Origin of the sequence: Krasilnikoviella flava (assembly GCF_900167525.1) — a bacterium.
Taxonomy (GTDB): domain Bacteria; phylum Actinomycetota; class Actinomycetes; order Actinomycetales; family Cellulomonadaceae; genus Isoptericola; species Isoptericola flavus.
In genome coordinates this window covers 70,203-87,338 of the sequence record NZ_FUZQ01000002.1, presented here as the reverse complement: position 1 = coordinate 87,338, position 17,136 = coordinate 70,203, and the positions used below count along the sequence as shown (strand labels likewise).

The 17,136-nt window shown below is 73.9% G+C and carries 14 protein-coding genes; 5 read left to right on the top strand and 9 right to left on the bottom strand.

Annotated features, from left to right (window positions below; all coding sequences use genetic code 11):
* The first annotated feature begins 31 nt into the window (after positions 1 to 31).
* Positions 32 to 505 carry an Lrp/AsnC family transcriptional regulator gene (locus B5Y66_RS05005; protein WP_079572044.1) on the top strand — a complete coding sequence of 158 codons (474 nt, stop codon included), beginning with the start codon at positions 32 to 34 and terminating at the stop codon, positions 503 to 505.
* Positions 506 to 638: 133 nt separating this feature from the next.
* On the opposite strand, the gene B5Y66_RS05000 is transcribed toward B5Y66_RS05005, so the two are convergent.
* From B5Y66_RS05000 to B5Y66_RS04985, 4 genes are all read right to left on the bottom strand, one after another.
* Positions 639 to 1,277 (bottom strand): nucleoside/nucleotide kinase family protein, encoded by a 639-nt coding sequence (locus B5Y66_RS05000; protein WP_079572041.1) that lies wholly within the window; start codon positions 1,275 to 1,277, stop codon positions 639 to 641.
* Positions 1,274 to 2,218, bottom strand: coding sequence for a PfkB family carbohydrate kinase (locus B5Y66_RS04995; protein WP_079572038.1), 945 nt, complete (start codon positions 2,216 to 2,218; stop codon positions 1,274 to 1,276). The genes B5Y66_RS05000 and B5Y66_RS04995 overlap by 4 nt, the downstream gene beginning before the upstream one ends.
* Positions 2,219 to 2,297: 79 nt before the next feature.
* Positions 2,298 to 3,359, bottom strand: coding sequence for an L-glyceraldehyde 3-phosphate reductase (mgrA, locus tag B5Y66_RS04990; RefSeq protein ID WP_079572035.1), 1,062 nt, complete (start codon positions 3,357 to 3,359; stop codon positions 2,298 to 2,300).
* Between the two features lie 43 nt (positions 3,360 to 3,402).
* Positions 3,403 to 5,703, bottom strand: coding sequence for an LLM class flavin-dependent oxidoreductase (locus B5Y66_RS04985; protein WP_079572032.1), 2,301 nt, complete (start codon positions 5,701 to 5,703; stop codon positions 3,403 to 3,405).
* Positions 5,704 to 5,816: 113 nt separating this feature from the next.
* Between B5Y66_RS04985 and B5Y66_RS04980 the strand changes: the two genes are divergently transcribed.
* Entirely contained in the window at positions 5,817 to 6,341 is a 525-nt protein-coding gene (locus B5Y66_RS04980) for a MarR family winged helix-turn-helix transcriptional regulator (protein ID WP_079572030.1), read from the top strand.
* Between the two features lie 28 nt (positions 6,342 to 6,369).
* Here B5Y66_RS04980 and B5Y66_RS04975 read toward each other — a convergent pair whose 3' ends face one another.
* The 4 genes from B5Y66_RS04975 to B5Y66_RS04960 form a co-directional block, all read right to left on the bottom strand.
* On the bottom strand, positions 6,370 to 7,104 hold the full coding sequence (locus B5Y66_RS04975) for an SDR family NAD(P)-dependent oxidoreductase (RefSeq protein WP_079572027.1): 735 nt from the start codon (positions 7,102 to 7,104) through the stop codon (positions 6,370 to 6,372).
* A gap of 208 nt (positions 7,105 to 7,312) precedes the next feature.
* Positions 7,313 to 8,641, bottom strand: coding sequence for an ABC transporter substrate-binding protein (locus B5Y66_RS04970; protein ID WP_079572025.1), 1,329 nt, complete (start codon positions 8,639 to 8,641; stop codon positions 7,313 to 7,315).
* A 29-nt stretch (positions 8,642 to 8,670) separates the two neighbouring features.
* The gene (locus B5Y66_RS04965; protein ID WP_079572023.1) at positions 8,671 to 9,606 is read right to left on the bottom strand and encodes a carbohydrate ABC transporter permease; all 936 of its coding nucleotides are present in this window, start codon (positions 9,604 to 9,606) and stop codon (positions 8,671 to 8,673) included.
* The gene (locus B5Y66_RS04960) at positions 9,599 to 10,522 is read right to left on the bottom strand and encodes a carbohydrate ABC transporter permease (RefSeq protein ID WP_079572020.1); all 924 of its coding nucleotides are present in this window, start codon (positions 10,520 to 10,522) and stop codon (positions 9,599 to 9,601) included. Before B5Y66_RS04960 ends, B5Y66_RS04965 begins: the two co-directional genes overlap by 8 nt.
* A 201-nt stretch (positions 10,523 to 10,723) precedes the next feature.
* Between B5Y66_RS04960 and B5Y66_RS04955 the strand changes: the two genes are divergently transcribed.
* The 3 genes from B5Y66_RS04955 (at position 10,724) to B5Y66_RS04945 (ending at position 15,441) form a co-directional block, all read left to right on the top strand.
* A complete protein-coding gene (locus B5Y66_RS04955) occupies positions 10,724 to 12,685 on the top strand; it encodes a DUF6807 family protein (protein ID WP_079572017.1) in 1,962 nt (653 codons plus the stop codon).
* Between the two features lie 55 nt (positions 12,686 to 12,740).
* Positions 12,741 to 13,898 carry a Gfo/Idh/MocA family protein gene (locus B5Y66_RS04950; protein ID WP_079572014.1) on the top strand — a complete coding sequence of 386 codons (1,158 nt, stop codon included), beginning with the start codon at positions 12,741 to 12,743 and terminating at the stop codon, positions 13,896 to 13,898.
* Between the two features lie 73 nt (positions 13,899 to 13,971).
* On the top strand, positions 13,972 to 15,441 hold the full coding sequence (locus B5Y66_RS04945) for a pectate lyase family protein (RefSeq protein ID WP_079572011.1): 1,470 nt from the start codon (positions 13,972 to 13,974) through the stop codon (positions 15,439 to 15,441).
* Positions 15,442 to 15,520: 79 nt separating this feature from the next.
* Here B5Y66_RS04945 and B5Y66_RS04940 read toward each other — a convergent pair whose 3' ends face one another.
* Positions 15,521 to 16,888, bottom strand: coding sequence for a Gfo/Idh/MocA family protein (locus B5Y66_RS04940; protein WP_079572008.1), 1,368 nt, complete (start codon positions 16,886 to 16,888; stop codon positions 15,521 to 15,523).
* Between the last annotated feature and the right edge of the window lie 248 nt (positions 16,889 to 17,136).

The following is a 17,136-nucleotide window of genomic DNA, read 5'->3' as shown; positions in this document are numbered from 1 at the left end:
TGCTCAGCCAGCCCCCGCTAGGCTGGTCGATGTGCGCAGCTACGACGCCGTGGACCTGAGCCTGCTGACGGCCCTCGCCGAGGACCCGCGGGCCACGATCGCCGCCCTCGCGGAGCGCCTGCGCCTGTCCCGGAACACGGTGCACGCCCGGCTGACCCGGCTCGAGGAGTCGGGCGCCTTCCTCGCCTTCGACCGGCGCATCAACCCCGCCGCTCTCGGGCATCCTCTGACGGCTTTCCTCGAGGTCACCGTGCGGCAGCGGGAGCTGCCCGCCATCGTCGACCGGCTCGCCGAGATCCCCGAGGTCGTGCAGGCGTACGGGCACAGCGGCGCCGCCGACCTGCGCGTGCACGTCGTGTGCCGGGACACCGACCACCTGTTCCGCATCGACGCCGCCATCCTCGCCATCGACGGCGTGGAGCGCACCGAGACCTCGCTGTCCATGGGCGAGCTGATCCCCTACCGCATCCAGCCGCTCATCGAGGCCGCGCGGCGCAACCTCTGACGGTCGGCGCGGCCAGGTTCCCCGGTCGAGCCCGCGCCGCTCTCAGCCTGTCGAAGGGTCGAGACCACGTCCTGGTTTCGACAGGCTCAACCACCGGACGGCGGCGGTCGCGGTCTCCGACGGCGACCGGCGGTCAGGAGGTCCAGCGGACGACGACGTCCGCGCCGTCGCGCGTCGCCTCGATCAGGTCGGCGTTGACCTGGTCCGAGCCGTTCGCCCAGCGGCGGGCGTCGTCGCGGCTCTTGCCGAACGCGTGGTGCCGCTCCTCCAGCCGGGCGAGCCGAAGGTCGCCGGGCACGTCGAGGTACCAGACCTCCGCCATCCGGGCCCGCGCGGCGGGCCACGCGCCCGACGGCGCGAGCAGGTAGTTGCCCTCCGTCACGACCAGCGGGACGTCGGACGGCACGGCGACGCCCGCCGCCACGGGCTCCTCGATCTCGCGGCGGAACACCGGCGCGTACACGGGCGGGTCGCCGGGCCGGGCGGCGGCGAGACGCGCGACCAGCGCCGCGTACCCGGCATCGTCGAACGTGTCGATCGCGCCCTTGCGGTGGTCGCGTCCGAGGCCGGCCAGGACCGCGTTCGACAGGTGGTAGCCGTCCATCCCGACCTCGACGGCCAGCCCCGGGCCGAGCGTCGCGACCAGCACGCGGGCGAGCGTCGACTTCCCCGCGCCCGGCGGGCCGACGATGCCGAGGACGCGCCGCTCCCCCGGCACCGCCAGGCGGCGGGCGCGCGCGACGAGCTCCGCGGTCGTCGCGTCCCGCGTCACCCGTCCTCCCGCGAGCGGCCGGACCCGCGGGGGGCCATGGCGGCACGCGGGCCCGACACGTCGGGGACGTGGGCGAGCCACGACCGTGGCCCGACGAACCGCACCCGGGTGCTCGCCACGCGCACGGCCGCGGCACAGGCGTCGGGCACGCCGGCCCCGCGTGCCAGCGCCGCGGCGAGCGCGCCGTGGAACGCGTCCCCCGCGCCCAGGGTGTCGCGGGTCGTGACGCGCGGCACCGCCACGGAACCGTGGTCGCGCCCGTCGGTCCATTCCACGGGGTCGGCGCCGTGGGTCACCACCGCAGCCCGGGCGCCGAGCAGCAGCGCGCCGTGCGCGGCGTCCGTCGCCCCGGGGGCGATGTCGGCCGGCACGGTGAAGTCCGCACTCAGGGCCGCGACGTCCGCCGCGGGCAGCAGCTCGGCGAACACCGGCCGCCACCGGCCGCCGTCGAGCAGCACCCGTGGCCGCGGGCGCAGCCCGTCGACGTAGGCGAGCACGGCGCGCGCGATCGCGGGGTGGTGGCCGTCGAGCAGGACGACGTCGGGCCGCGGGAGCGCGCCGAGCTCGCCCGGCGACGGCGCGGGCGCCACGGCGAGCGCGGCGTCGGCGGAGACCACCGACCGCTCCCCGGTCGCGTCGTCGACGAGGACCGACGACACGGGGAGCGGGAACCCCTCGTCCGGGCCCGCGACGTCGTGCACCTGCACCTCGCACGCGTCGAGGTCGGCGCGGGCCGCCTGCGCGACCGGGCCCGCGCCCAGCGCGCTGACCAGCACCGCCCGGACCCCGAGCGCGGCCGCGGTCACCGCGGCGTTGGCCGCCGGCCCCCCGGCCGCGACGTCCTGCCGCGTGGCGGTGACCTTCTCGTTCGCGCCGGGACGCCCCGCCGCCCGGTGCACGACGTCGAGCGTCGTCAGCCCGACGAACCAGCAGACCGTCATCCGCCCACCCTTCCTGCCCGGTGGTTGAGCCTGTCGAACCCAGGACGTGGGCTCGACAGGCTCAGCCACCGAGTGCGTCCTAGCGCCCGGTGCCGTCCACGGCGTGCGGCTCGATGGCGGCGATCTCCTCGTCGGTGAGCGCCGGGGCGGACAGCGCGGCCACGTTGTCCTCGAGCTGCGCGACCGACGACGCGCCGATGAGGGCCGACGTGATCCGGTCGTCGCGCAGCACCCACGACAGGGCGAGCTGCGCGAGCGTCTGGCCGCGGCCCTCGGCGATCGTGTTCAGCGCGCGGGCCCGCTCCAGGTAGGTGCCGGTGAGGTTCGACGACGACAGGAACGGCGAGTCGCTGCGCGCGGCGCGCGAGCCCTCGGGCGCCGACCCGCCCAGGTACCGGCCCGTGAGCAGCCCCTGCGCCAGCGGGGAGAAGACGATCGTGCCGACGCCCAGGTCCCCCACGACGTCGAGCAGCGACTCGCTCTGCCGACCGTCGTACGCGTCGTCCCGGTCCGCGATCTCGACGTGCCGGTTGAACATCGAGTAGCTGGGCTGGTGGATGAGCAGCGGCACGCCGAGGTCGGCGAGCACCTGCGCGGCCTCGCGGGTGCGCGACGGCGAGTAGTTGGAGACGCCGACGTACGTCGCCTTGCCCTGCTGGACGGCGGACGCGAGCGCGCCCATCGTCTCGGTGAGCGGCGTCGAGGGGTCGGGACGGTGGTGGTAGAAGACGTCGACGTGGTCCAGGCCCATGCGGGTCAGCGACTGGTCGAGCGAGGAGAGCAGGTACTTGCGCGAGCCGTGGTCGCCGTACGGGCCGGGCCACATGTCGTAGCCGGCCTTGGTGGAGATGACGAGCTCGTCGCGGTAGGGCGCGAGGTCCTTCGCCAGGTGACGGCCGAAGTTCTCCTCCGCCGAGCCGTACGGCGGGCCGTAGTTGTTGGCGAGGTCGAAGTGCGTGATCCCCAGGTCGAACGCGCGGCGCAGGATGGCGCGCTGTGTGTCGAACGGGTTCACGTCGCCGAAGTTGTGCCACAGGCCCAGCGACAGCGCGGGCAGGTCGAGGCCGGAGCGGCCGGTGCGGCGGTAGGTCATCGACTCGTAGCGGGCGTCGTCGGCCAGGTACCGAGGTGCGAGAGGCATGTCCCCCATCCTCGCGCACCCGACCGACACGCCGCGCCGCCGCTCACGCCGCCGGCGGCACCGGGAAGTTGGCGCGGAACACGTTGTCCGGGTCCCAGTCCCGCTTCACCTCGCGCAGGCGGGTGAGCGTCGGCTCGGGGAACGCGTCGGTGAGCCGCTCGGGCCGCGTGTCGGTGTCGAACGACAGGTACAGCCCGTCGGTGTACGGCGCCATGACCGCGTCCCACACGGCGTCGAGCCGGTCCTGCGACGAGGACATCGCCGACAGCAGGAAGTTCTGGTGCCGGTGCGCGTACGCCGTCGCCCCCTGCTCGACGTCGTTCCCCGCCCCACCGGTGGCGCGCACCTGCAGGAAGTACGCCTCCCCCGACAGTGCGAGCTTCTCGAACGCGCGGGCCGTCGCCGTGTCCAGGTGCGCCACCAGCCCGGAGCGCACGGCCGGGTCGCCGCCGCCCTGGTGGTGCTTCTCCCCCGCCTGCACGACGCCCGCGTACGGCAGCAGGTACGCCTGGTGGCCCAGCAGCGGGCCCGCGCCGGCGAGGCGCTCGAGCTGCTCGACGGCCGCGTCCGTGTCGTCGCCCGCCCAGACGGTCATGAGCTGCGCCACGGGGCCCTGGTCGTCGCTCCCGTCGGGGAGCCTGCCCCGGCGCCCGGGCGACAGGATGAGGAAGCTGGTCAGCTCGCGCGGCGCCGACTCGACGACGGCGCCCCACCGCTCCAGCACGCCCGCCACGTCGGTCGCGTCGAGGGTCATCTGCGAGAACACGACGGCGCCCTGGTCCCCCAGCGGCATCGCCTCGATCTCGACCCACGTCACGACGCCCAGGTTGCCGCCCGCGCCGCGCAGCCCCCAGAACAGGTCGGGGTGCTCGTCCGCCGACGCGCGCACCACGCGCCCGTCCGCGGTGACGACCTCGGCGGCGACGACGTGGTCGATCGTCAGCCCGTAGGTGCGGCCCAGGAACCCGACGCCGCCCGCCGTGGCGAGCCCGCCGACGCCCACACCGCCGGAGTCGCCCGAGCTGATGGCCCAGCCGCGCGGCGCGAGCGCCTCGGCGACCCGGCCCCACGTGGCGCCGACGCCGACCCGCACGCGCCGGGTCGCCTCGTCGACCACCTCGACCTGGTCCAGCGCGCCCAGGTCGACGACGATCCCGCCGTCGTTGGTCGACCGTCCGCTGATGCCGTGCCCGCCCGACCGCACGCCGAGCGGCACGTCCTGCGTGCGTGCCCAGATCACGGCCTCAGCCACCTCGGCCGCCATGGCCGGATACAGCACGAGGCCGGGCGCGCCGGAGCGCAGGTAGTTGTGGCGCACCGCGTCGTACGCGCGGTCGCCGGGCTCGACGGCGGCCGCCGCGAGCGCCGCCGGTACGGCGGCGTAGTCGATGCCGGGGCGGCGCAGCGCGATCGCCCGGCCGCCGCGCTGCGTGGCGGCGGGCGCGGTGCCCGACGTCGCGCGCTCGCGCGCCACGAGCTCGCGCACCGCGGGCGCGATCTCCTGCCCGTAGACCTGGACGAGGTTCGGGTCGTCGGCGGCCAGGATCACGGTGCCGATCCCGTCCTCGAGCACCAGCGTCGCCAGCTCGTCGACCCACTGCTCCACGGGGCCCTGCAGGAACCCCTGCGGCTGCGCGGTGACCGCTCCCTGCACGTTGAGCAGGCGCCGGATCTCGGCCGGGTGGCGGCCCGCCTCCTGGGCGGCCTCGTCGATGATCGCGTGCCCCCGCTGCAGGTCGCCGTCCTTGAGGTACGCGAGGGACGGGAGCCAGCCGTCCGCCTTGCGGGCGATGAGGCGCAGCATGCGGGGCTTGAGCGCGCCCAGCCAGATCGGGACGTCGTGCGCCGGCTCGGGCCCGCGCTTGGCGCCGGCCACCCGGTGATGGGTGCCGTCGACCCGCAGGGCGCGGCGCTCACGGCCGTCCCAGATGCCGCGGATGATGTCGAGCGCCTCGTCGAGGGCGTCCACGGACTCGCCGGGGGTGAGGCGGGTGCCGCCCATCGCGACGATCGGGTCCCAGAACCCGCCGGCGCCCAGCCCCAGGGCAGCGCGGCCGCCGGAGAGCAGGTCGAGGGACGCGACGGCGCGCGCCAGCACGGCGGGCGGGCGCAGCGGCAGGTTGAGCACGTTGCCCGCGACGGTGACCCGCTCGGTCTGCGCGGCCACCCACGACAACAGGGTCCACGTGTCGAGGAACCCCGGCTGGTACGGGTGGTCCTGGAACGTCACCAGGTCGAGCCCGGCCGCCTCGGTCACCTTCGCCAGGCGCACGGGCGCCTGGGGGTCGGCGTTGGTGGGCGTGATGAACGTGCCGAAGACCAGGTCGTGGCCGTAGTCCGTCATGCGGGGCCTTTCGCGGGGAGGGCCGCTCCCGAGGTCCGGGAGATCGTCTGTCAGGCAGACGATATCAGCGGCAACTCTTCTGGTATGCCGCGCATTCCGTCTACGATGGCCCGGTGAGCACCACCGCCGACCCGACGCCCAGCACCGCGCGGATCCCGACGACCGGCCCGGACGCCCCGTCCCCGCTGGGCTGGTCGCTCGCCGCGCTGCTGCGCGAGTGGAGCGCCCGCGTCGCCGCCGCGTGCGCCGACGTCCCGCACGGCGGCCGCGGCTACGAGGTCCTCGCCGCGGTCACCCACGACGCCCCGCCCACCCAGGCGGCGCTGGCCGCCCGGCTCGGCATCGACCGCACCGTGATGACGTACCTGCTGGACGAGCTCGCCGGCTGCGGGCTCGTCGAGCGCCAGCCGGACCCCGCCGACCGTCGCGCGCGCCGCATCGTCGCGACCGACCATGGCCGCGTCGTCCTCGCCGACCTCGACGCCCGCGTGCGTGTCGCGGAGGACGAGCTGCTCGCCGGCCTCGACGACGCGGAGCGCGACGCCCTGCGCCACCTGCTCGTGCGCGCCGCCACCGGCGCCGCGCCCGGCGACGACCGGTGCGCCGTCGTCGCGCGCGTCGTCGACCCGCAGGCCTGACCGCGCGCGACCGACCGGCCCCCGGCAGTCACCACGGCACGGGGCCTGACGCGTCGACGAACGTGCCCGACGGCGCCGACGCGGGGAGCGTCGCCGCCCGGTGCACGACCTCGGCCGCATCTGCGGGCGTCAGCGGTGCCTGGGTCCGGTTGACCGGCGTGAGCTCGGTCTGGACGAAGCCCGGGCAGACGGACGTGACCTTGATCGGGGTCCCGGCGAGCGCCTTCGCCAGCGCGACGGTGACGGCGTTGAGCGCCGCCTTCGACGACTGGTAGGCCGGCACCACCATGGCGTAGTAGGGCGACGTCGTGTCCTGCTGGTCCGCGAGGGAACCCATCCGGGTGGTGACGTTGACGATGCGGCCCGCCGGGCTCCGGCGCAGCAGGGGCAGGAACGCCTCGGTGACGGCGACCGGCCCGAGCACGTTGGTGTCGTACGTGGCGCGGAACAGGTCGGCGTCCACGACCTCGCGCCCCTCGGCCGCGGTCGCCTCCGGCAGGATGCCCGCGTTGTTCACGAGGACGTCGAGCCTGCCGTGCGCCACCTCGACCTCTGCGGCTGCTGCTCGGACCTGGACGAGGTCGGTGACGTCGAGCGTGACGCTGCTCGCGGCCAGCCCTTCGTCGACCAGCGCGGCCGCGACCGCCCGGCCCGCCGCGGCGTCCCGGGCCCCGACGACGACGTGCGCGCCGCCGCGGGCCAGACGGCGCGCGGTGGCCAGGCCGAGCCCGCGGGTGGCCCCGGTGACGAGTGCGATCTGCATGAGCGGTCCTCTCAGAGACGATGTCCTCCCCGCCTCGTGGCGAGGGCGGACGCTCAGCACACCACCGCCCGAACGGCGTCGCTGGCGAGATTCGGACATGGCGTGTCCCGCCCTTGGCGGTCCCTCGTCGTCCTGCGGACGAGAACGGGATCCGTCCCGCCGCCCGGTCGGACGGCGGGACGGATCCCGTTCTCGGAGGGAGCGCGGGTCAGCCGCCGATCGCCGCCCCGACGTCCTCGAGGAACGCGTCGGCCGCCTCGTCGGGGGTCATGCGCTCGAACAGGACCTCGGTGTTGATGCGGATCATGATGTCCTGGATCTCGTTCGCGCCGTTCGGCGGCACGGCCGGGTTGTCGACGATGTCGGGCTCCAGGTCCGCCATGAAGTCCGCGACCTTCTGGTCCGCGGCGGTGAGCTCGGGGAGGATCCCCTCGCGCACCGACTCGTTGGCCGGCAGGCCGCGGTCGGTGAGCTGCAGCTTGGCGACCTCCGGGTCGTTGAGCAGGAAGTCGACGAGCTTCGCCGACTCCTGCGGGTGCTCCGTCTTCGCCGAGATCGAGTAGTACATGGCGGGCTTGAAGTACATGCCGGTGCGGTCGAACTCCGACTCTCCCGGCAGGCGCAGCAGCTCGAGCTCGTGCCCGGAGGCGTCTGAGAGCGCGCCGAGCTGGTTGGACCACCACACCCCCATCGCGCCCGCGTTGGTGCCGAGCAGGGAGCCCTCGGGCCCGGCGTTCTGGTACTCCACCGACCGTGACGCGTCGGGCTGGCCGCCGTTGGCCATGAGGTCCAGCGACGTCTGGAAGAACTGCGCCACGGTCTCCTTCGAGACCCCGAGCGTGCCGTCCGCGTTGTAGAGCGTCTCGCCCTGCTGCCGTGCCAGCACGTTGAGCCCCGCCTCGTTGAAGCCGTAGTCCTGTGCGCCCCAGACCCCGTCGCCCGCGCCCTTCGCGACCTTCCCCGCGATGTCGACGTACTCGTCCCAGGTCCACGTCGTGTCGTCCGGCATCTCGACGCCGGCGTCGGCGAAGATCTGCGGGTCGGCGACCATCGCGTACGCGTTGACACCGGTCGGGATGCCGACGAGCGTGCCGTCCACCTCGCCCGTGCCGAGAATGTCGTCCGCGATCTCGGAGGTGTCGACCCCCAGCTCGCCGAGGTCGCCGATCACGCCGCGCGAGGCGTAGTCCGACAGGTACCGCTCCTCCTGGGTGATGACGTCCGGGGTGTCGCCGCCCGCCGTCGCGGTGGCGAGCTTGTCCCAGTAGCCGTCCCAGTCCGTGTAGTCCGGCACCACGGTGATGCCGGGGTTCTTCTCCTCGAACAGGTCGATGATCTGCTGGGTCGTCTGGTGCCGGTCGTCCGACCCCCACCAGGAGAAGCGGATCTCGACGTCCCCGTCGCCGCCGCCGTCGCCGTCGGACGGCAGGGCGCCGGAGTCGCCGGAGCAGGCGGTGAGGGCGAGCGCCCCCGCCGCGGTGAGCGCGACGAGCGCGACGCCGCGGCGTCGCGTCGCCCGGGTAGCTGTGACTCGCATGAGGTTCTCCTTCGAACGTCGGGTGCGCACTACTTGATGCCGGTGGTGGCGATGCCCTTGACGAGGTACTTCTGGCCGAACAGGAAGACGAGGAACACGGGGATCAGCGAGACGATCGACATCGCGAACAGCGGCCCCCACGAGCTGTTGCTCGTGGCGTCCACGAACGTCCGCAGCGCGATGGGCACGGTGTACATGTCCGGCTTCGTCAGGAAGATGAGCTGGCTGAAGAAGTCGTTCCACGTCCAGATGAACGTGAAGATCGCTGTGGTGGCGAGCGCCGGGAGCGACAGCGGCAGCATGATCCGCAGGTAGATGCGCACGTGCCCGCACCCGTCGAGCCGGGCCGCCTCGTCCAGGTCCTTCGGGATGCCGCGGAAGAACTGCACCATGAGGAAGACGAAGAACGCGTCGGTGGCCAGCAGCTTCGGCACGATCAGCGGCAGGAACGTGTTGATCCACGACAGCGACGAGAACAGGATGTACTGCGGCACGATGATCACGTGGATCGGCAGCATGATCGACATGAGCATGATCGCGAACCACAGGTTGCGGCCGCGGAACTTCAGCCGGGCGAAGGCGTAGGCCGCCATCGAGCACGAGACCAGGTTGCCCAGCACCGAGCCGAGCACGACGATCGCCGAGTTCAGCAGGTAGTGGCTGAACGGGTCCAGCAGCGCGTTCCACCCGTCGGTGTAGTTGCCGAAGTCCCACGCGGTGGGGATCAGCCCGGGCTCGCGGAAGATCAGCTCGGTCGGCTTGAACGAGCTCGCCAGCATCCACAGCAGCGGGTAGAGCATGACCAGCCCGAACGCGATCAGCGCGACATGGCGCAGCACGCGGCGGACGGCGGCCCAGGCGCGACGGCGCGGCGGGCGGCGCTCGGGGTAGGTCGCCGCCACCTCGGACAGCGTCGGGCGGGCGGGCGTCGGGCGCGGGTCGGTCCGCGCGGGAGCGTCAGTCATCGTAGAAGACCCAGAACTTGGAGGCGAGGAAGTTCACGGCGGTCATGCCCGCCACGACGAGCAGCAGGAACCACGCCATCGCCGACGCATACCCCATCTGGTAGGAGCCGAAGCCCTTCTCGTAGAGGTACAGCGTGTAGAAGAGCGTGGAGTCCACCGGGCCGCCCGTGCCGCCGCTGACGATGAACGCCTGCGTGAACGACTGGAACGCGCCGATGAGCTGCAGCACCAGGTTGAAGAAGATGATCGGCGTGAGCAGCGGCAGCGTGATGCTGCGGAACCGGCGCCAGCGGCCCGCGCCGTCGATCGACGCGGCCTCGTAGTACATCGCCGGGATCTGCCGCAGACCGGCCAGGAAGATGATCATCGGCGCGCCGAACGTCCAGACGTTCAGCACCATGAGGGTGCCGAGCGCGTAGTCCGGGTGCGACACCCAGCCGACGCCCTCGATACCGAAGAACCCGAGCACCTGGTTCAGCAGGCCGTCGGCCCCGAAGACCTGGCGCCACAGGATGGCGATGGCGACGCTGCCGCCCAGCAGGGACGGCAGGTAGTACACGGACCGGTAGAACGCCAGGCCGCGCAGCCCCTTGTCGAGCACCATGGCGAGCGCGAGCGCGGCGGCCAGCTGCAGCGGCACCGAGACCAGCACGTAGGTGAAGGTCACCTTCAGTGCCTGGAAGAACCGCGGGTCGTCGAACATGCGCGTGTAGTTCTCGAGCCCGATCCAGCCCGGCGCCTCGAGCAGGCTGTAGTCCGTGAACGACAGGTACAGGGACGCGACCAGCGGGAAGGCCGTGACGAGGATCAGCCCGGCGAACCACGGGGCGAGGAAGAGCACCGCGGCCCGGCCGTCGCCCTTGCGCCGTTCCGGGGCGGCACCGCGGGTGCGAGCGACCTCCTGGATCACCGCCATCGTGGCACCCTGCCGATCAACCTGCCGATCACGCTGCCGATCGGCGTGCTGGTGGGCGTCATCGCCGGCCTCCCGATCATCGTCGATCCGAGGGCTTCCAGGGTTCCATCGCCTGGAAACCGGTTGCTTCTCGGGAACGTACCACGAGGGGAACCGGTTTCCAATGGTGTACGGTCGGCTCGTGAGCCCCGGGAGGCATCGATGCCTGAGCTGAACGTCCGGCGACCGTCCGTGACCATCGCCGACGTCGCCACCGCCGCCGGCGTCTCGCGCGCCACGGTCTCCCGCGTGATGAACGGTCGCAGCACCGTGGACCCGGCCATCGCCGCGCGGGTTCAGGAGGCGGCGATCGACCTGAACTACCGCCCCAGCAACGTGGCACGCAGCCTGTCCCTGGGGCGCACGGAGACCGTCGCGCTCGTCGTGCCCGACCTCGGCAACCCGGTGTTCCAGCAGATCCTGCGCGGCGTCACCTCCGCCGCCGCCGAGGACGGCTACCGCGTGCTCGTGGCCGACGCCGCGGAGGACCCCTCGGAGGAGGCGGCCATCGCGCGCGAGGCCCGCATGCGCTGCGACGCCCTGATCCTGGTCGCGCCCCGGATGCCGGGCGCCGCGCTCGACGCCCTGCTCCCCCTCGTGACGCCCGCGGCCGTGATCAACCGCGCCGTCGAGCACCCGGCCACGCCGAGCCTGGTCATCGACTACGAGGACGCCACCGTGCAGGTCGTCGAGCATCTCGTGGGGCTCGGGCACCGTCGGCTGGCGTACCTCGCCGGGCCCCGGGCCGCGGCCACCGACGTCGCCCGGCGCGCCGGTCTCGCCACCGCCCGCGAGCGCCACCCCGACCTGGAGATCGTCGAGCTCCCCGTGGGCGCCGACCTCGCGTCCGGCCACGCCGCCGCGGGCGAGGTGCTCGCCAGCCGCGCCACGGCCGTCGTCGCGTACAACGACCTCGTCGCGTTCGGCCTTCTGGCCGCGCTCAACGAGGCGGGCGTGGCCGTGCCGGGCGACATCTCGGTGGCCGGCTACGACGACATCGACCTGGCGCGCTACGCCACGCCCGGCCTCACCACGGTCTCCGTGCCGCAGGCAGAGCTCGGCCGGCAGGCGTGGCGCGAGCTGCACGCCGTCATCGACGACGACGCGCACGCGGCCACCAGCACCCGGTTCACGGCCCGGCTCGAGGCGCGCTCCAGCACCGGCCCGGCGCCCCGCGCCCTGCAGCGTGCCGTCGTCACCGAGCCCGCGCCCGCGGCCGCGCCCGAGGCGGACGTCGTCGACCCGGGTCCGGCATGGTCCGTCGAGCCGCGCGAGATCGTGCTGCGGCACACGCGCGACCGGGTGCCGCTCGCGCGGTACGTCGACGGCGAACGACTGCCCGCCATCCACTCGCCGCGGCCGTACCTGCACCCCGTGCACTCGCTGGCGGGCGTCCCTCTCACCGAGTCCGAGCCGGTGGACCACCGGCACCACTACGGCGTCAGCGTGGCGGTGCCGGACGTCAACGGCACGAGCTTCTGGGGCGGTCGCACCTTTATGGCCGACGTCGGCCCGACCCTGCTGCCGAACCACGGGCGGCAGGTGAGCACCCGCGCCGAGGTCGACCCGCTCGCCCCGCACGTGCTGCACGACACGGTGCGCTGGGACGACGAGCACGGCCAGCCCCTGCTCGAGGAGCAGCGCCGGCTCGGCGCCCGCCTCCTCGGCGACGACACGTGGGCGCTCGAGTGGCGGACCACGCTGCACGCGTCGCACGGGCCGCTGGAGATCCGCTCCCCCGCCACCAACGGCCGCCCGGGCGCGGGGTACGGCGGCGTCTTCTGGCGCGCGCCGATCTCGCAGGGCACGGTCGTGCTGTCGGAGTCGGGCGAGGGCGAGAAGCGCGCGCACGGCAGCACGTCGCCGTGGGTGGCGTACGTGCAGCAGCACCACGACCCGTACGAGCAGGACCGCCCGACGACGCTCCTGCTCGCGCAGACGTCCCCGCCGCGGCACTGGTTCCTGCGCGCCGCCGAGTACCCGGGCGCCGGCCCCGCGCTGGCCTGGGACACCCCGCTCGTCGTGCCCGCCGGCGGCACCGTCGAGACCGGGGTGGTGGCCGCGCTCGTGGACCGCGCCCTCGACCACTCCGAGGCGGCCGCGCTCGCCGCGACGCTGCGCTGACGCCCGCCCCGACCTCCAGACCCCGGCGCGCCGGGACGACACCGACAGGACGACGATGACGCACTCGACCCCCGACGGCCTCGCCCCGCAGATCGCGGTGGTGGGCCTGCACGGCCACGGCGCCTCCCACGTGCGCCGCGTGCTCGAGCTGCAGCGCGCCGGGCGAGCGCGGCTCGCCGCCGTCGTCGACCCGCGCGAGCCGGGCCCGGGTCACGACGCGCACGATGCCGGGGCGCCCTGGTTCCCGACACTCGGCGACCTGCTGTCCACGCCGTCGACGCACGTGGACGTCGTGGTGCTGAGCACCCCCATCCCGACGCACCTTCCGCTGGCGCGCGCCGCGATGGAGGCCGGTATCGACGTGCTGCTGGAGAAGCCGACGACGGCCTCGCTCGCGGAGCACGCGGAGCTCGTCGCGGTGGCCGAGCGCACGGGCCGTCGCTGCCAGGTGGGCTTCCAGACGTTCGGCTCGCACGCGCTGCCCGCGGCGGCCGACCTCCTGGCCCGCGGCGAGATCGGCGAGGTGCAGGGACTCGGCGCCGTCGGCACCTGGGTGCGCACGGCGTCCTACTGGAAGCGCGCCGCATGGGCGGGCCGGCGCCGGCTCGACGGCCGGGACGTCGTCGACGGCGTCGTGACCAACCCGCTGGCGCACGCGGTCGCGACCACGCTGCGGCTCGGTGGCGCCACCACCGCGCAGGACGTCGCCTGGGTGGACACCGACCTGTACCGCGCCAACCCGATCGAGGCCGACGACACGTCGTCCGTGCGTGTCAAGGACGCCGGCGGTCGGCGCTACGGCTTCGGGCTCTCGCTGTGCGCGCCCGAGCGCTCGCCCGCGCGCGTGGTGGTGCGCGGCACCCGCGGCGAGCTCGTCCTCGAGTACGAGCACGACCGTCTGCTGCTGCGTACCGACGCCGTGCAGATGGACAAGACCTACGGGCGCAGCTCCCTGCTGGAGGACCTGCTCGCCGCGCGCGCCGACGACCGCCGGCCCCTGCTGTGCGACGTCCGCGACACCGGCGCGTTCATGCGCGTGCTCGAGGCGGTGCGCACCAGCGCCGACCCGGCCCCGATCGCGCCCGAGCACGTCGAGTGGCAGGGCGACGGCGACGAGCGCCACCCCGTGGTGCGCGACGTCGAGCACTGGTGCGCCGAGGTCGCGCGCACGCAGCGCACGTTCGCCGAGCTCGGGGCGCCCTGGACCGCCTGAGCTGCCTCACCCTTCCCCGGGCCGACACCGTCGTCGGCCGGGTGCCGCCGCCGGAACGAAGGAGTTTCGCACCATGCACCCCCTCTCCCCTGCCCTGGCGCGCCCGCGCGGCCGCCACCGCTCACGGGCGGTCGCCGGGCTGGCCGCCGCCGTCCTGCTCCTCACGTCCGGGGCCGCGACGGCCGCCGCGCACGGCGGCGCCGGTGGGCCCGGCCCTCACCCGCGCACCGACCTCGGCCGCCAGGTCGTCACGCCCGGTGCCGACGGGTGGGCGTCCGTCGCCACGACCACCGCCCCCGAGGGCGTCCCGCGGGAGGCCGAACCGGTCACCGGCGGCGCCGCGGCATCGGCCTCCGAGGTGTACGTCGTCGACACGTGGGCCGAGCTGCGCGACGCCCTGGGCGGCCGTGCGGGCGCCGACCTGGACGACGGCCGCGGGCTCGAGGTGCCGCGCGTCGTCTACGTGCGCGGCACGATCGATGCGTTCACGGGTGCGGACGGCGCGGCGCTGGACTGCCAGGACTTCGCCGACCAGGTCCCGGTGGCCGGCGCCGGCCCGTTCACCATGGACGACTACGTCGCGGCGTACGACCCGGCCGTCTGGGGCACCGACGAGCCCGGCGGGCCGCTGGAGGACGCGCGCGTCGCCGCCGCCCGGGTGCAGGCGGCGCAGACGCAGGTGCACGTCGGCTCGAACGTCACGATCGTCGGCGTGGGCGACGCCCGGGTCGTGGGCGCCAACCTCCGGGTCCGCGACTCGCACAACGTCATCGTGCGCAACCTGACCCTCTCGGACGGCCGCGACTGCTTCCCGCAGTGGGACCCCACCGACGGGGAGCTCGGCAGCTGGAACTCGGCGTACGACAACCTGTCGGTCTGGACGTCCACCGGCGTGTGGGTGGACCACAACACCTTCGACGACGGCGACCACCCGGCGTCGTCGCTGCCGCAGGTGTTCGGCCGCCCGTTCGAGATCCACGACGGCCTGCTCGACGTGACCCACGGCGGCGACCTGGTGACCGTGTCCTGGAACCGCTTCGAGACGCACGACAAGACGATGATCATCGGCTCGTCCGACTCGCGGCTGCAGGACCGGGGCCAGCACCGGGTGACGATCCACCACAACCATTTCCAGGACATCGGCCAGCGCGCGCCGCGCGTCCGCTTCGGGGACGTGCACGTCTACGACAACTCCTACGCGCAGTCGACGGCGGAGGAGTTCCAGTACTTCTGGGGCGCCGGCAAGGAGTCGAGCCTCGTCTTGGAGAACAACGCGCTGCGGCTCGCGCCGGGCGTCGACCCCGCGCGGGCGGTCGGCGCCTACGGCGGCACCATGCTCCGCGAGGCCGGCACCCTGGTGAACGGTCGTCCCGTCGACGTCGTGGGCGCGTTCAACTCCACGGCCGCCGCTCCCCTCGCCGACGACGCCCGGTGGACGCCGTCCGACCACTACCGCTACCGGCTGCTGCCCGCCCGGGCCGTGCCCGCCGTCGTCGACGCCGGCGCCGGGGCGGGCGTGCTCCGCTCCACCACGCCGAGGTAGTTCGAGCACCGCCGAGGTAGTTCGAGCACCGCCGAGGTAGTTCCTGTCCCGAGGGCCAGGAACTACCTCGGCGTGGGGGTCAGAGGTCGATGCCGAGGCCCAGGTCATCGAGGCGCACGGGGTCGCCCGTGGCGAGCGACCGGTTGCCGGCGTAGCCGATGCCGGACGCGCGCAGGCCGTCGCGGAACCCGGCGGCGCGGCCCAGCGGGTCGGCCTCGGTGCGGCCGCGGAAGACGTCCGCGAGGAGCAGGGCGTCGCCCCCGCCGTGACCGCCGGGCCCGACGGCGACGATCGGCCGCTCCTCCGCACGCTCCCAGTGCTTCTGCACCACGAGCCGCTCGCCCTCGGGGCGCACGGTGTCCTCGCCGAAGGTCGCGGTGAAGCTCGGGTCGACGGTCGCCCTGCCGTCGGCGCCGAAGACGACGGACCCGCGCTCGACCACCTCGAGCTCGGCGCGGCCGCGCGAGCCGTTGACGACCACGCGGTACCCCTCCCACGGCGCGCTGGCGGTGAGCGAGTAGGTGAGCACCGGGCCCCCCGCGTACTCGACGACGAGCCCGAGGGTGTCCTCAGTGGTGATGCCCGGGTCGAACACGCTGCGGTCGCGCCGGTAGCCGTCCACGGCCTGCGCCTCGGGCCCGTACAGCTCGGCGAGGTGCGGGTCGGCGTCGACGTCGATCCGCCACGGGTCCACGCCCTGCTCGTTCAGGGCCTGCTCCCCCGCCGTCGGCTCGTAGCCCACCGCGTGCGCGGCGTCGTCGCCGTAGAACCGGCGCCCGCCGCTGGCGAAGACACGCTGAGGGACGGCGTCGATCCACCAGTTGACGAGGTCGAAGTGGTGGCTGGACTTGTGCACCAGCAGGCCGCCGTTGTTGACCTTCTCGCGGTGCCAGCGGCGGAAGTAGTCGGCACCGTGCACGGTGTCGAGGGCCCAGTCGAAGTGGACGCTCAGCACCTGCCCGATCTCGCCGGACGCGATGACCTCGCGCAGCGCGGAGTTCCGCGGGGAGTAGCGGTAGTTGAACGTCATCGTGAGGTCGCGACCGGTCTCGGTGACGGCGTCGGCGATCTGCCGCGCCTCGGCCTCGGTGGCGGCGACGGGCTTCTCGACGACGACGTCGACGCCCGCGCGCAGGGCGCGGGACACGAGGTCCGCGTGAGTGTTGTCCACGGACGTCACGACGAGGCGGTCGACCCGCTGCTCGTCGAGCGCCTTCTCGAGGTGGTCGGGGTGGTAGACGGGGCGCTCGCCACCCACGGCGGCGGCGACCTTGGCCTCGTGCACGGCCGCGCGCACCGGGTTGGGCTCCACCCACGCGACGATCTCGCCGTCGTCGGCGTGGTCCCCGATCAGGGCGTTCACGTACATGGCGGCGCGGTGTCCGGTGCCCGCGACGGCGTAGCGGCGACGGTCGGGACCGGTCGGGGCGGCGGGGACGGAGGGCATCGTCGATCTCCTAGGGTGTCGCCACGACGGCGACGTCGGGTAAGCGGTTTCCGACAGCCTACCCGAGTGCCGCCCTCGGCCCCACCCTCACGAGGTAGTTCCCCTCTCGCCGAGGTAGTTCCGATCTCGCCGAGGTAGTGGACTGGACCACTACCTCGGCGCGGTTCGAACTACCTCGGCAGGGTTCGGACTACCTCGGCGCGGTTCGAACTACCTCGGCAGGGTTCGGACTACCTCGGCGCGGTTCG